Origin of the sequence: Duganella vulcania (genome assembly GCF_009857655.1) — a bacterium.
GTDB classification, from domain to species: Bacteria; Pseudomonadota; Gammaproteobacteria; order Burkholderiales; family Burkholderiaceae_D; genus Rugamonas; species Rugamonas vulcania.
Genome location: NZ_WWCX01000006.1, coordinates 1 through 14,806, shown reverse-complemented (window position 1 = coordinate 14,806; position 14,806 = coordinate 1). Strand labels below are relative to the sequence as shown.

General features: G+C 68.3%; 7 protein-coding genes. 2 read left to right on the top strand and 5 right to left on the bottom strand.

Annotation, left to right across the window (positions count from 1 at the left end; all coding sequences use genetic code 11):
* The first annotated feature begins 3 nt into the window (after nucleotides 1-3).
* Together flgK and flgL are read left to right on the top strand one after the other, a co-directional pair.
* Nucleotides 4-1,959, top strand: a complete 1,956-nt coding sequence (gene flgK / locus GTP90_RS06705) for a flagellar hook-associated protein FlgK (RefSeq protein ID WP_161082770.1) — start codon at nucleotides 4-6, stop codon at nucleotides 1,957-1,959.
* Between the two features lie 5 nt (nucleotides 1,960-1,964).
* Nucleotides 1,965-3,227, top strand: coding sequence for a flagellar hook-associated protein FlgL (gene flgL, locus GTP90_RS06700; RefSeq protein ID WP_161082769.1), 1,263 nt, complete (start codon nucleotides 1,965-1,967; stop codon nucleotides 3,225-3,227).
* 251 nt (nucleotides 3,228-3,478) lie between these two features.
* On the opposite strand, the gene GTP90_RS06695 is transcribed toward flgL, so the two are convergent.
* The 5 genes from GTP90_RS06695 to fliO all read right to left on the bottom strand — a co-directional run.
* Nucleotides 3,479-12,268 carry a beta strand repeat-containing protein gene (locus GTP90_RS06695; protein ID WP_161082768.1) on the bottom strand — a complete coding sequence of 2,930 codons (8,790 nt, stop codon included), beginning with the start codon at nucleotides 12,266-12,268 and terminating at the stop codon, nucleotides 3,479-3,481.
* Between the two features lie 85 nt (nucleotides 12,269-12,353).
* The gene (gene fliR, locus GTP90_RS06690) at nucleotides 12,354-13,196 is read right to left on the bottom strand and encodes a flagellar biosynthetic protein FliR (protein ID WP_161082767.1); all 843 of its coding nucleotides are present in this window, start codon (nucleotides 13,194-13,196) and stop codon (nucleotides 12,354-12,356) included.
* 96 nt (nucleotides 13,197-13,292) lie between these two features.
* Nucleotides 13,293-13,562 carry a flagellar biosynthesis protein FliQ gene (gene fliQ, locus GTP90_RS06685; protein WP_117011636.1) on the bottom strand — a complete coding sequence of 90 codons (270 nt, stop codon included), beginning with the start codon at nucleotides 13,560-13,562 and terminating at the stop codon, nucleotides 13,293-13,295.
* Between the two features lie 9 nt (nucleotides 13,563-13,571).
* The gene (gene fliP, locus GTP90_RS06680; protein ID WP_161082766.1) at nucleotides 13,572-14,348 is read right to left on the bottom strand and encodes a flagellar type III secretion system pore protein FliP; all 777 of its coding nucleotides are present in this window, start codon (nucleotides 14,346-14,348) and stop codon (nucleotides 13,572-13,574) included.
* The coding region (fliO, locus tag GTP90_RS06675) for a flagellar biosynthetic protein FliO (protein WP_161082765.1) at nucleotides 14,338-14,806 on the bottom strand (469 nt) is incomplete at its 5' end. The genes fliP and fliO, both read right to left, overlap by 11 nt.

Sequence of the window (14,806 nt, the reverse complement as noted above, 5' to 3'; positions counted from 1 at the left end):
ATCATGTCACTTCTCAGCATCGGCAAAAGCGGTTTGTTGGCGGCCCAGGTAGGTCTGTCGACCACCGGCAACAACATCACCAACGCTGGTGTTGCCGGGTACAGCCGCCAGGCCGCCATCCAGTCCGACACGGCGACCCAGGACCAGGGCTTCGGCTTCGTCGGCAGCGGCACCGAGGTGTCGGCCGTGCGCCGCTACTACGACAATTTCCTCGCGGTGCAGCTGCGCAACGCCGAGTCCAGCCAGGCCTCGCTGGACGCCTACACCAAGCAGATCAGCCAGGTCGACAACCTGCTGGCCGATCCCACCGCCGGCCTGTCGCCGGCGCTGCAGGACTTCTTCAACGGCGTGCAGGACGCCACCTCGAACCCGGCCTCGGCCGCGTCGCGCCAGGCGATGCTGTCGAGCGCCAATTCGCTGGCCGGGCGCTTCCAGGGCTTGAGCGCGCGGCTGACCGAGATCGCCTCCGGCGTCAACAGCCAGATCACATCCAATGTCGGCGAGATCAATTCCTTCGCCAAGGAAATCGCCGCCCTGAACAACACCATCGCCGGCCTGAGCGTGGACGGCAAGGCGCCCAACGACCTGCTGGACCACCGCGACCAGATGCTGACCGAGCTGAACAAGCTGGTCAAGACCACCGTCATCCCCGGCGACAACAACACGCTGACGGTGGAGTTCGGCACCGGCCAGCCGCTGGTGGTGGGCAACACCGCCTTTCAATTGGCGACCTCCACCTCGCCGACCGATGTCAGCCGCGTGACGGTGGGCTACCAGTCGCCCAGCGGCGCCTTCAGCGCCTTGCCGGACAGCGTGCTGACCGGCGGCCAGCTGGGCGGCCTGATCTCGTTTCGCGACGGCACCATGGACCGCGCGCAAAACTCGCTGGGCCAGGTGGCGGCCGGGCTGGCGGTCAGCTTCAATGCCCAGCACGTGCTGGGCCAGGACCAGAACGGCGCGCTGGGCACGCCGTTCTTCGGGCCGATCAACGCCTATGTCGGCGTCAACAGCCACAACTCGCAGGCCAGCACGGCCACGGTGAGCGCGGTGGTCACCGACGCCAGCAAGCTCACCGCCAGCGACTACAGCGTGGACTTCGACGGCACCAATTTCAACGTCACCCGCCTGAGCGACGGCCAGATCACGCAGATCAACCCTTTCCCGCAGACGGTGCCGCAAACCATCGACGGCGTCGACTACACGATCACCGGCGCGCCGCAGGCCAAGGACAACTTCCTGGTGCGGCCGACCTACAACGCGGCGAACGACTTCAAGGTGGCCATCACCGACCGCACCAAGATCGCGCTGGCGGCGCCGATCGCCACCGCCGCGCCGACCGCCAACGCCGGCAACGCCAAGATCAGCGCCGGCACGGTCGATCCCGCCTACCTGACGCCGGGCAACGCGCTGGCCGCGCCGGTCACGCTGACCTACGACAAGGCCAGCGGATCGCTGTCGGGCTTCCCGCCGGCGCAGGACGTGACGGTGACGGTCAACGGCGTGGCCACGGTGTATCCGGCCGGCACGCCGAGCGTGCCGTACACGCCGGGCGCGGCGATCAGCTTCGGCGGCATCAACTTCAACATCAGCGGCACGCCGGCCGACCTGGACACGTTCACCGTCGGCCCCAACGTCAGCGGCGTGGGCGACAGCCGCAACGGCGCCTTGCTGGCCGGGCTGCAGACCAAGAACATCCTCGACAACGGCAACGCCACCTACCAGACCACCTACGCGCAGATGGTCAACTTCGTCGGCAACAAGGCGCGCGAGGCGCAGATCAGCGGCTCGGCCGCGGACGCCGCCGTGGCCCAGGCCACCACGCAGCAGCAGAGCGTGTCCGGGGTGAACCTGGATGAGGAGGCGGCAAATCTGTTACGCTATCAACAGGCGTACCAGGCCAGCGGCAAAGTCATGCAGGTCGCCAGCACGCTGTTTGATGTCCTGCTCAACATTAGGTAATTATCATGACCATGCGCATCAGTTCCAAGACGATCTACGACGTCGGCGTCGGGCAGATCGGCACGCTGCAGAGCGCGCTGGCCCGCACCCAGCAGCAGCTGGCGACCAACCGCAAGAACCTGACCGCGGCCGACGATCCGATCGCCACCGCGCGCGCGCTGGAAGTGACGCAGTCGCAGTCGATCAACACCCAGCTGGTGACCAACCGTTCCAACGCCAAGGGCACGCTGTCGCTGGAGACGGTGGCGCTGGCCAGCTCGACCTCGATCCTGCAGGACATCAAGACGCTGACCGTCAACGCCGGCAACGGCAGCATGACGCAGAAGGACCGCGAGTCGCTGGCGACCGAGCTGGAGGGGCGTCTGGCCGATCTGCTGGGCCAGGCCAACACCGCCGACGGCACGGGCGGCTATGTGTTCTCCGGCTACAAGTCGACCACCCTGCCGTTCACCCAGACCGCCACCGGCGCCGCCTACCAGGGCGACCAGGGCCAGCGCGAGCTGCAGGTGGGCTCGACCCGCAAGCTGCCGATCAGCGATTCCGGCGAGTCGGTGTTCGAGAACAACGCGACCGGCAACGGCACCTTCGTCACCACTGCCGATCCGGCCAACTTCACGCGCGGCGGCTCGGGCATCATCAGCGCCGGCTCGGTCAAGGACGCGACCCAGCTGACCGGCCACAAGTACCAGGTGGATTTCCAGGTGGTGCCGGCCACGCCGGGCACGCCCAAGGTGACCACCTACACCGTCACCGACCTGACGCTGAACCAGCCGGTGCCGCCGGCGCCGGTGCCGGCCGTGCCGCAGCCCTATGTCAGCGGGCAGAACATCACCTTCGACGGCGTGCAGTTCGACGTCAAGGGCGACCCGGCCGACCTCGACAACTTCACGGTGCAGCCGAGCACCAAGCAATCGGTCTTCACCACCGTGACCGACCTGATCGCCGCGCTGCGCGCGCCGGGCGACGGCGCGGCGGGGCAGGCCAGCCTGAACAACAAGCTGAACCAGGCGCACATGAACATCGACAACGCCACCGACAATCTGCTGTCGATCCAGTCGGAGGTGGGGTCGCGGCTGAAGGAGCTGGACTACCTGGACAGTTCCGGCGACGATTTGAATCTGCAATACGCCACCACGCTGTCGGACTTGCAGGACGTCGACACGGTGAAGGCGATCTCGCTGTTCACGCAGCAGCAGACCACGCTGGACGCGGCGCAGAAATCGTTCAAGAGCCTGGCGGGGCTATCGCTGTTCAATTACATCACGTGATCCCGCCGCCGCAGCGCGGCCCCAAAAAAAGCCCTGACGCTTGCGCGCTCAGGGCTTTTTTTTTGCGCCAATTCTGGGGTCAAGTCTGACATTCGGACACGTGCTCTACCGTAGCATCGCGCTACAACTTTGGGGTCAAGTCTGGCATTCGGACACGAGCTCAGCTTTAGCAGGGCGCTACAGCTGAGCTCGTGTCCGAATGCCAGACTTGACCCCAATTTTAGTGTCCGAATGTCGGACTTGCCCCCATTTTATTTGGCGGCTAGCAGGCCGGTTGCGGTGTTGGGCTTGCGGAACCAGTCTTGCTCGCCGGCCGTTGCGCTGCCGCTCAGGCTGGTGGTGGCGTCGTATTGCTTGAGCTGCTCGGTGAGCGCGGCAACATTGCCGGCCAGGCCGGGCGCGGACGGTTGCGTCAGCTGTCCGCCGCCGCTGTCGATCGCGGCCGCTTGCTGGCCGTAGCTGCCGATCGCTTGCGTCAGCGCGCTGGTTTGCGCGGCGCGGCTGGCCAGGAACCAGACGTCGGCCGCCTGGTGCGCCACGCCGTCGGTGCCGGTGTAGCTGGAGCGCCGGCCGATCCAGTTGTTGTTGTCGAGCTCGCTCACCTTGTCGGCCTGGACCGTCAGGCTGGCGATGCCCAGCGCGTTCAATGTCTTGAGCTCGCCGTCCTGGCTGACGCCGTCCGCGTTGGCGTCGATCCAGACCCGCAGGTCGCCGAATTGCGCGTCCTTGCTGTCGACCACGCCGTCGTGGTTGCTGTCCAGGTCGCCCAGCGCGGCGAAGCCGTCGCTGGCCTTGCCGCCGCCGGCCAGATGGGTGGCGGTGCCGAACAGCTCGCTACCGTCGTTGATCTGGCCGTCGTGGTTGCGGTCCAGCGCGAGCAGGCCGTCGCCGCGGCCGACCCAGCCTGTGTTGATGCGCTCGCCGTCGGCGTACAGGTCGAACTTGACGCCGGCCTCGATGCCCAGCGTGGCGATGCCGTCGCCGTTCAGGTCGAGGATCACCGGGCTGCCGGCCGGCAGCACCGCCAGTTGCTCGGCGGTGAGCGCGGCGCGCTGCTCGGCGGTCAGCGCGCACACCTGGGTCGAGGCCAGCGCGGAGATCTCGCCCACCGTCAGGGCGGCGATCTGCTCCAGCGTGAAGGCCTTGATCTGCGTGCTTTTGAACGAGCGGATCTGCGCGGTCGAGAACGCGGCCACCTGGTCGAGCGAGAAGTTGGTGATGGTGGTCGCGCTCAGGCCCGACAGCTGCGCGGTCTTCAGCGCCACGATGTCGTTGCCGTCGAGCGCGTGGACCTGGTCGGCGCTCAGCGCGTTGATCGCCGTCACCGACAGCGACGCCACCAGGCTCGGGTCGAGCGAGGAGATCTGCGTGGTGGTCAGGCCCAGCGACTGGGTCGATCCGAACGCGGCGATCTGCGCGGTGCGCAGGCTGTTGATCATGTCGGCCGACAGGCCGACGATCTGGTCGGAGCTGAAGCCGGTGATCTGGTTGGCGGTGAAGGCGCTCAGCGATCCGAGCGCGGCCAGCTGGTCGGTGCTCAGGCCGCGGATTTGCGTCACCGCCAGCGAGGCCAGCGAACGGGTCGACAGCGCGGCGAACTGGGCGCCGGTGAGGGCGCTGATCTGGCTGGTCTTGAGCGTTTGCAGCTGCGCCGTGGTGAGCGCGGCCACCGCGTCGACGTTCAGCGCGGCGATCTGGTCGGTGCCCAGGATGGTCATGTTCAGGCCGCGCGCCTGCTGCGTGCTCAGCGCGCCCAGCTGGTCGGTGGTCAGCAGCGCCATCTGCCGCAGCGTGAACGCGGCGATCTGCGCCGAGCGCAAGGTGGCGAAGTGGTCGACGTCGATGCCGCCCAGCTGGTCGGAGGTCAGCGCCGCCACCTGGCCGGCGTTGAGCACGCCCAGCGTGCTCAGCGTGTTGATCTGCTGGGTGCTCAGGGCGGTGATGTCGGCCGGGCTCAGCGAGGCGATCTGCTGGGTCGCGAGGCTGCCGATCTGGCCCAGCGTCAGCGCCGTGAACTGGGCCTTGGTCAGCGCGTTCAGCTGCATGCTGCTGAGCGCGGGGATGTCGTCCAGCGAGATGAGCTGGATCTGGTCGGTGCTCAGGCCGGCCAGCGCGGCCACGCTCAGCGCGCGCACCTGCGCGGTGCTCAGGTTGACCACCTGGTCGGTGGTGAACGCTTGCAGCTGGTTCTTGGTCAGCGCGGCGATCTGCGCGGTGCGCAGCGTCGCCATGTGGTCGCCGTTGAGGGCGACCACCTGGTCGGTGGTCAGCGCGCTGACCTGCAGCGTGGTCAGGCCGGCCAGCGTGGCCAGGCCGTTGAGCTGGTCGGTGGTCAGCGCCTTGGCCTGGGCCGCGGTCAGCGAGGCCACCTCGGCCGTGGTGAGCGCGCCGAACTGGTCGAGGGTGAGCTGCGCGATCTGCAGCGTGCTCAGCGAGGCGATCTGGCTGGTCTTCAGGCCCGCCAGGTCCTCCACCTCGATCGCGGTGATCTGGTCGCTGTACAGGCCGCGCAGCGCCGAGGTGCTCAGCGCGCGCCATTGCGCCACCGACAGCTGCTGGATCTGGTGGGTGTTGAACGCTTGCAGCTGGCGGCTGGTCAGCGCGGTCAGCTGGGCGGTGCTCAGCGCGCCGAGCTGGTCGTCGGTGAGCGCCTGGATGCGGTCGGTGGTCAGCGTCGACACCTGGTTGGTGTTGAGCGAGCCGAGCGAGCCGAGCAGCAGGAACTGGTCCGGCGTCAGGTAGTTCAGCTGGGCGGTGCTCAGCGCGGCGATCTGCGCGGTGCTGAGCGCGGTCAGCTGGTTGGTGGTCATGTTGATCAGCTCGCTGGAGGTCAGCGCGCGGATCTGCTGGGTGCGCAGCGCGGCCAGGTCGCCCACTTCGATCGCGGCGAACTGGTCGGAGTTGAGCGTGGCGATGGCCCGGGTCGACAGGGCGGCCAGCTGCCCGCCCGTCAGGTTGACGATCTGGTCGGTGGTGAGCGCGCGCACCTGGTTGACGGTCAGGCCGTTGATGGCGTTGCTGCCCAGCACGGCGACCTGGTCGGTGGTCAGCGCGGCCAGCTGGTCGGTGGTCAGCGACGACAGCTGGGCCGAGCGCAGCGCGGCGATGTCGGCCAGCTCGATCGCGACGATCTGGGCCGCGGTCAGCGCGGCCAGGCTGCGCGTGTTGAGCGCCAGCATGTCGGCGGTGGTCAGCGCGATGATCTGGTCGCTGTTGAGGTAGACGATCTGGGTGTTGCTCAGCGCGGCGATCTGGGCGGTGCGCAGCGCGGCGATCTGGTCCGGCAGCAGCGCGGCGAGCTGGTTGGAGCCCAGCGCGCGGATCTGCGCCGAGCTCAGGCCGGCGATGCCGGCCAGGTTGGCCAGCTGGCTGGCGGTCAGCAAGGGGATCTGGCTGGCCTTGAACGAGGCCACCTCGCGCGTGGTCAGCGCGCCGACCTGGTCGCTGGTGAGGGCCTGCAGCTGGTCGCTGGAGAGCGCCTGCAGCTGGGCCGACTTGAGCGCGGCGATGTCGCCCGCCTCGATGTAGGTGATTTGCTCGGTGCTCAGGCCGGCCAGCGCGGCGGCGCTGAGCGCGCCCACCTGGGCGCCGCTGAGCTCGATGATCTGGTCGCTGCTGAGCACCGACACCTGGGTCGACGACAGGGCGCCGATCTGGCGCGTGCTCAGCAGGTCGATGTCCAGCAGCGACAGGCCGGCGATGCGGCTGGTCGACATGGCGGCGATCTGCAGCGTCGAGTAGTCGGCCAGGTTGCCCAGCGCGGCGGCCTGGGCGTTGCTGAGCGCGGCCAGCTGGGACTGGGTGAAGGCGGCGATGCCGGCCGAGCTCAGCGCGTGCAGCTGGTCGGTCAGCAGCGCCTGCATCTGCGCCGTGGTCAGCGAACGCAGCTGGCTGGTGGTCAGGGCGCCGAAGTCCTGCGCCTGGATGGCGTCGAGCTGTTCGCTGTTGAGCGCGGCCAGCAGGCTGGTGTTGAGGGCGCGGATCTGCGCGGTCGACAGCGCCATGATCTGGTCGGTGTTGATGCCCGCCACCTGGCGGCTGCCCAGCGCGCCCAGCTGGCGCGTGGTCAGCGAGACGAAGCGCGGCACCGACAGCGTGGCCAGCTGGCCGGTGGTCAGGCTGCTGATCTGGGCGGTGGTCAGCACCGCCAGGTTGGCCAGCGCGGCGATCTGGTCGCTGGTCAGGTAGCTCAGCTGGCTGGTGGTCAGCGCGGCCACTTCGCTGCTGATCAGGGTGCCGTACTGGGTCAGCGACAGCGCGCCCAGCTGGTCGCTGGTCAGGGCCATCAGCTGGCTGGTCTTGAGCGCGGCCAGGTCCGGCCCGCTCAGCTCGACGATCTGGGCGGTGGTCAGCGCGGCGATCACGGCGGCCGACAGCGCCCGCACCTGGGCCGTGGTGAGCACGGGGATCTGGTCGCTGGTGAGGTAGCGGATCTGGGTGCTGCTCAGGGCGGCGATCTGCGAGGTCTTGAGCGCGGCCACCTGGGCCGGCGTCAGCGCGATGATCTGGTCGCTCGACAGGCCGCTGATCTGGCGCGTGTTGAGGCCGGCCAGGCTGCCCAGCGCGGCGAACTGGTCGGTGGTGAGCGCGCCCAGCTGGACGGTGGTCAGCGCGGCGATCTCCTGCGACGTGAAGGACCCGAGCTGGGCCAGCGTGAGCGCGGCCACCTGGGTGGTGTTCAGCGCGGCCACCTGGGCGGTGCGCAGCGCGGCGATGTCGACCAGTTCGATCGCGGCGATCTGGTCGGTGGAGAGCGTGTTCAGCGTGGCCGCGCTCAGGCCGCGGATTTGCGCGGTCTCCAGCGCGACGATCTGGGCGGCGGTGAGCGCCTGCAGCTGGGCGCTGGCCAGCGCGTTGAGCTGGCGGCTGCCCAGCGTGGCGATCTGGGCCAGGCCGAGACTGACGATCTGGTCGGTGGTGAGCGCGCCGACCTGGTTGGTGGTCAGCGGCGCCAGCGAGGCCAGGCTGGCGATCTGGGCCAGCAGCAGGCTGGCCACCTGGTCGGTGGTCAGGCTGGCCAGCGTGCGGGTGCTGAGCGCGGCGAACTGGCCGGCGGTCAGCGCCGCCATCTGGTCGCTCGACAGCGCGGTGATCTGGTTGGTGCCGAGCGCGGCGATGTCGACCGCCTCGATCGCGGCCACCTGCTCGGACGACAGCGCGGCCAGCGTGGCGGCGTTTAGGCTGCGCACCTGGGCCGTGCTCAGCGCGACGATCTGGTCGGTGGTGAGCGCGCCCACCTGCAGGCTGGTCAGGCCGGCGATCTGGCTGGTCTTGAGCGTGGCGATCTTGGCCAGCGCCAGGCTGGCGATCTGGCTGGTGGTGAGCGCGGCGATCTGCTTGCTGGTGAGCGGCGCCAGCGAGGCGAAGCTGGCCACCTGGGCCAGCGACAGCGCGGCGATCTGCTGCGTGCTGAGGTTGGCGATGTCGACCGTGCTGAGCGCGCCGAACTGCGCCGGCGTCAGCTGGCTCAGCTGGCTGGTGGTCAGCGCCGCCACCTGGCGGGTCGACAGCGCGCGCACGTCGGCCAGCGGCAGGGACGGCACCTGGGCCGAGGTCAGCGCGCCGATCTGGTCGGTGGTGAGGGCGCGGAACTGGGCGGTCGACAGCGCCGCCAGTTCGTCGGTGGTCAGCACGCCGATCTGGTCGGTGGTCAGCGCGGCGATCTGGCGCGTGGTCAGGCCGGCCAGGATGGCAGGCGGCAGCGAGGCGATCTGGTCGGTCGTGAGGGCGGCGATGGCGGCCGGCGTGAAGCTGGCCAGCGAGCTCAGCGCGGCGATCTGGTCGCTGCTCAGCACGGCCTTCTGGTCGGTGGTGAGCGCGGCGATCTCCTGCGTGGTCAGGGCGGCCACCTGGCCCAGGGTCAGCGCGACGATCTGGGCGGTGTTCAGGCCGACCAGCTGCCTGGTGCTCAGCGAGGCCAGCTCGGTGTTGGTCAGCGCGACGATCTGGTCGGTGGTGAGCGCGCCGATGTCGCCGGCGGCGATGCCGCGCAGCTGGGCCGTGGTCATGCCGGCGATCTGGCCGACGGTCAGCGCCACCAGCTGGTCGGTGTTGAGGGCGTGGATCTGTTTCGAGCTCAGCGAGCGCAGGTCGGGCAGGTTCAGCGCGGCCAGCTGGTCGCTGCTGAGGGCGGCGACCTGGGCGGTGGTCAGCGCGCCCAGCGTGGCCAGGGCGTCGAGCTGGCCGTTGCTCAGGCCGGCGATCTGGCCCAGCGTCAGCGCGGCGATCTCGGCGGTGGTGAGCACGCGCAGCTGCTGCGTGCTCAGCGCGGCCAGCTGGTTGGTGGTGAGCGCGGCCACCTGGCGCGTGCTCAGCGCGACCAGGTCGGCGTTGCGCAGCGCTGCGATGCGGTCGGTGCCAAGCGCGGCGATGGCGGCCGCGCTGAGCGCGCGCACCTGCGCGGTCGACATCGCCACCACCTGGTCGCTGCTGATCGCGGCGGCCTGGTCGGTGTTGAAGGCGGCCAGCTGGTTGGTCTGCAGCGCGGCGAAGTCGGCCGTGGTCAGCTGCATGATCTGGTCGGTGGTCAGGCCGGCGATCTGTTTGGTCAGCAGCGGGCCCAGCGTCGACAGCGCGACGATCTGGTCGCTGGTGAGCACGGACAGCTGGTCCGACGTCAGCGCGCGGATCTCGCCGGTGGTGAACGCGGCCAGCTGGCCGGTGGTCAGCGCCATGATCTGGTTGGTGCTCAGCTGGGCGATCTGGGCGGTGCGCAGCGCGCGGATGTCGCGTGTCTCGATGGCGGCGATGGCGGCGGTCGACAGCACCGCCATGGCGCTGGTGCTCAGCGCCACCAGCTGGGCCGAGTTCAGCGCGACGATCTGGTCGCTGTTCAAGGCTTGCAGCTGGTCGCTGGTGAAGCCGGTGAACTGGCGGGTGGTCAGGCTGGACAGGTCGGCGGTGGTGATGTTGCCGATCTGGTCGGTGGTGAGCGCGCGGATCTGGCGCGTGGTCAGCGCGGTCAGGAAGCGCAGCGCGTCGATCTGGGCGCTGTTTAGCGCCTGCACCTGGTCGGTGGCCAGCGCGGCGGTCTCGGCCGAGGTCAGCGCGAACATCTGGTCGGTGCTCAGCGCGGCGACCTGGGCCGTGCCCAGCTTGTTGATCTGCTGGGTGTTGAGGCCGGCCAGGTCGGCGGTCTCGATGGCGGCCACCTGCTCGGTGCTCAGGGCGGCGATGGCGGCCGAGCTCAGGCCGCGGAACTGGGCCGCGCTCAGCGCGATGATCTGGTCGGTGGTCAGCGACTGGATCTGGTCCGAGTTCAGCACCCGCAGCTGGCCGCTGGCCAGCGTGCCCAGGTTGTGCAGCGACAGCGAACTCAGCTGCGCGGTGGTGAAGGAGGCGATCTGGTTGCCCGACAGGCCGGCCAGCGTCGACAGCGCGTTCAGCTGCTCGGTGGTCAGCACGCTGATCTGGTCGGTGCTGAGGGCGCCGATGGCGCTGCTGCTGAGGGCGACGAACTGGTCGCTCAGCAGCACCACCAGCTGGTCGGTCGCCAGGTGGGCGATCTGCGCGGCGCGCAGCGCGGCGATGTCGCGCGTCTCGATCAGGCCGAGCTGGGTGGCGGTGAGGGCGTTGAGCATATTGCTGCTCAGGTTGGCGTACTGGAGCGCCGTCATCTCGATGATCTGGTCGCTGCCCAGCGCCCGCACCTGGTCGACCGTCAGCGCGGCCAGTTGCACGCTGCTGAGGCCGACGGTGGCCTTGCTGTCCAGGCCGGCGACCTGGTCGGTGGTGAGCGCCTGGATTTGCAGCGTGCTCAGCGGGGCCACGCTGCGCAGCGCGTTGAGCTGGTCGGTGCCCAGCGCGGCCAGCTGCTCGGGCAGCAGGGCGGCCTCGTCGGCCGTGCTCAGCGCGGCGATCTGGTCGGTGGTGAGCACCGCCAGCTGGTCGCTGCCAAGCGCGCGGACCTGCGCCGAGGTCAGCGCGCCGATGTCGCGCGTTTCAATGAACAGCATCTGGCCGGTGGTCAGCGCGGCCAGCACGGCGCTGCTCAGGGCCGCCACCTGGGCGGTCGACAGCGCGATGATCTGGTCGCTGCCCAGCACCTGCACCTGGCCGGCGGTGAGCGCGGCCAGCTGGGCGCTGCTGAGCGCGGCGATGGTGCGGGTGGTCAGCGCCGCGACCTGGTCGGTGGTCAGCGCGCCGACCTGGGCGGAGTTGAGCGGTGCCAGCGAGCTCAGCGCGTTGATCTGTTCGGTGCCCAGCAGCGGCAGCTGGTCGGTGGTGAGCGCGGCGATCTCGTTGCTGCGCAGCGCGTGCAGCTGGTCGCTGTTCAGGCCGGCCAGTTGCAGCGCGCCCAGCGCGGCCACCTGGCCACTGCTCAGGCCGATCAAGTCGCGGGTCTCCAGCGCGCCCACCTGCTCGCTGCCGAGGCTGGCCAGCGAGGCGGTCGCCAGCAGGCTCACCTGCAGCGAGCTCAGGCCGGCGATCTGGTCGGTGGTGATGGCGGCCAGCTGGTTTTGCGTCAGGGCGTTGAGCTGGCTGGTGGTCAGCTGCGCCAGCATGGCGATGGCCAGCGAGTGCACCTGGTCGGTGCCGATTGCCTGCACGGCGCTGGTGCTGAGGGCGCGCAGCTGCTGGGTGGCCAGCGAACCGAGCTGGTCGCTGGTGAGGCTGGCGACCTGGTCCGAGCCGAGCGCGCCCAGCTGGAGGGTCGACAGCGCGCGCAGGTCCACCGTTTCCAGCGCGGCGACCTGGTCCGAGTTCAGCAGGTTGAGCTGGCGGCTGCTCAGCGCCTGCATCTCGCGGGTGCTCAGGGCCACCATCTGGTTGGTGCTGAGGGCGGCGATCAGGTTGCTGTTGAGCGCACCGACCTGCTGCTGGGTCAGGGTGGGGACGTTGTCGGTGGACAGGCCGGCCAGGCCGTCGGTGGTCAGGAAGTTCAGTTGCAGCGTGCTGATGGCGCGCACCTGGGCCGAGCTCATCACGCCGACCTGGTCGGAGCTGAGCGCCTGCATGTCTTCGGTCGTGAACAGGCCGATCTGCGCAGTCGTGAGACTGATGATCTGGTCGGTTGTGAAACTGGTAACGATCGAAGTCATTGCATTGTTCTCCCGGGGAGCTTCCATGATACGCGCATAATTGCCTCATGGAAACCAAAAATCACTGGCTGGCTATTGAATTTCGCTATGGCCGCGGCCCGGGAGGTCGAACCGGCAAGCTTGCCGGCGGAGCCGTCGGGGGGCGCTGCGACCACGTCCGCGGCATCAGCCGCGCGCGTTCTATGCCATCCAAAAACAGGTTTTGCACGGGCGTCGCCAAGTACGGGAGCGTCGTGGCGATGACCAGCAAACCTACACCTAAGGTGATCGGAAATCCGATCCCAAACAAATTCAGTTGCGGCGCCGCGCGTGTCAGGATGCCCAGCGCGACGTTGGTAATCAGTAAAGCCGCCACGATGGGCAGCGACAGCTGCACACCGGTGCTGAAAATCTTGCCGCCCCAGTCGGCCAGCTGCTTGAACCCGCCCCCGTACACCGGCGAGGCCGACACCGGCAGCGTGTAAAAGCTCTCCACCAGCGCCGACAGCAGCACCAGGTGGGCGTTGACGGCCAAAAACGTCATGGTCGCCACCAGCGCCAGGAACTGGCTGATCGCCGACGAGCGGCCCTGGGTGTTGGGGTCGAAAAACGTCGCGAACCCCAGGCCCATGGTCAAACTGGAGATTTCTCCCGCCATCTCCACCGCCGCGAACACGATGCGGATGCTGAAACCCATCGCCAGCCCGACCAGCAGCTCCTGCAGCACGATCAGCAGGCCGGCCAGCGAGGTCGGGTCGGCGGCCGGCAGCGGCGGCACGGCCGGCGCCACCACCATGGCCAGCAACACGCCCAGGCTGATCTTGACGCTGGCCGGCACGCTGGAGTTGCCGAACAGCGGAGACGCCGCCAGCAAGCCCAGGATGCGGGTCAGCGGCCACAGCAAACCGGCGATCCACAGATTGATATCGGCAGTGGAGAACGAAATCATGAGGCGTTTTCCCTATTTATTTCCACCGAGCATCAACCTTCTTATTTTAAAACAACTTCTTAGCGAATCGTAAATTGTTACATATTGGCAAAGTGTCTAGCCGACCAGGCCGGGGATGCCGCCGAAGATCTCGCGCATGTAGTCGAGCATGACCGCCAGCATCCACGGGCCGGCCACCACCAGCGCCACGAAGATGCCGACCAGCTTGGGGATGAAGGACAGGGTCGCCTCGTTGATCTGGGTGGCGGCCTGGAAGATGCTGACCACCAGGCCGATGATCAGCGCCACCAGCAGCATGGGGGCGGCGATCATCAGCGTCACCTCCATCGCGTGGCGGCCCATCGTCATCACGCTTTCGGGTGTCATGGCACGCTCCTAGTAAAAGCTCTGGGCCAGCGAGCCCAGCAGCAACTGCCAGCCGTCCACCAGCACGAACAGCATCAGCTTGAACGGCAGCGAGATCACCGCCGGCGACATCATCATCATGCCCATCGACATTAAGACAGAGGCGACCACCATGTCGATAATCAGAAATGGAATGAAGATGGCGAAGCCGATCTGGAACGCGGTTTTGAGCTCGCTGGTGACGAAGGCCGGCACCAGGATGCGCAGCGGCACGTCTTCCGGCCCCTGCAGCGCGGGGCTGCGCGACAGTTTCACGAACAAGGCCAGGTCGGCCTGCCGGGTTTGCTTCATCATGAAAGTTTTCAGCGGCGCCGCGCCCTTGTCCATCGCCACGCTCATGTTGATCTTGTTTTCCTGCAGCGGCAGGTAGGCCTCGGTGTAGATCTTGTCGAAGGTGGGGCCCATGACGAACAGCGTCAGGAACAATGCCAGCCCGACCATCACCTGGTTGGGCGGCGCCGACTGCGTGCCCAGCGCCTGGCGCAGCAGCGACAGCACGATGATGATGCGGGTGAAGCTGGTCATCAACAGCAGCGCGGCCGGGATGAAGGTCAGCGCCGTCATCAGCAGCATGGTCTGGATCGGCAGCGTGTAGCTGGTGCCGCCGCCCGGCGCCGGGGTGGCGTTGAAGGCCGGGATGCCGATGCTCGAATCGGCGCCGGCCGCGAGCGGCAGGGCCAGCGCGGCCAGCATCAACAGGGATTTGACGGCCGTGGCCGGGGTGAGGCCGGCCTGCTTATTTGCCATTGCGTTTTTCGATCGTTTGTTTGAACCACTCGGCGAAGTTGGCGGTCGGCAGCGCGGCGGTGGCGGCCGGTTCGCTGCTTTCCTGGCGCGGCATGGTGGCCAGCGCGTTCATGCGGCCGGGCGAGGCGCCCACCACGATCCATTGTTCGCCCACTTCCACCACCAGGATGCGCTCGCGCGCGCCGACGCTGAGCGCGCCGACCAGCTTGACGTTGCTGTTGCCGCCGCCGAAGTTCCTGGGGCCGAAACGCTTCATCAGCCAGGCCGCGCCGAGCATCAAGGCCACGACGAATATCAGCGCGAACAACGATTGCAGCAGGCCGCCGCCAGGGGAGGTGGCCGCCGGTTGCGGCGTGGGGATGGTCATCGCCAGCGGGCCGGACGGCGCCACTGCCACGGAGGCGGGCGCATCGGCCGCAGCGCCGGGTGCTGGCGATGACCATCCCCACGCCGCAACC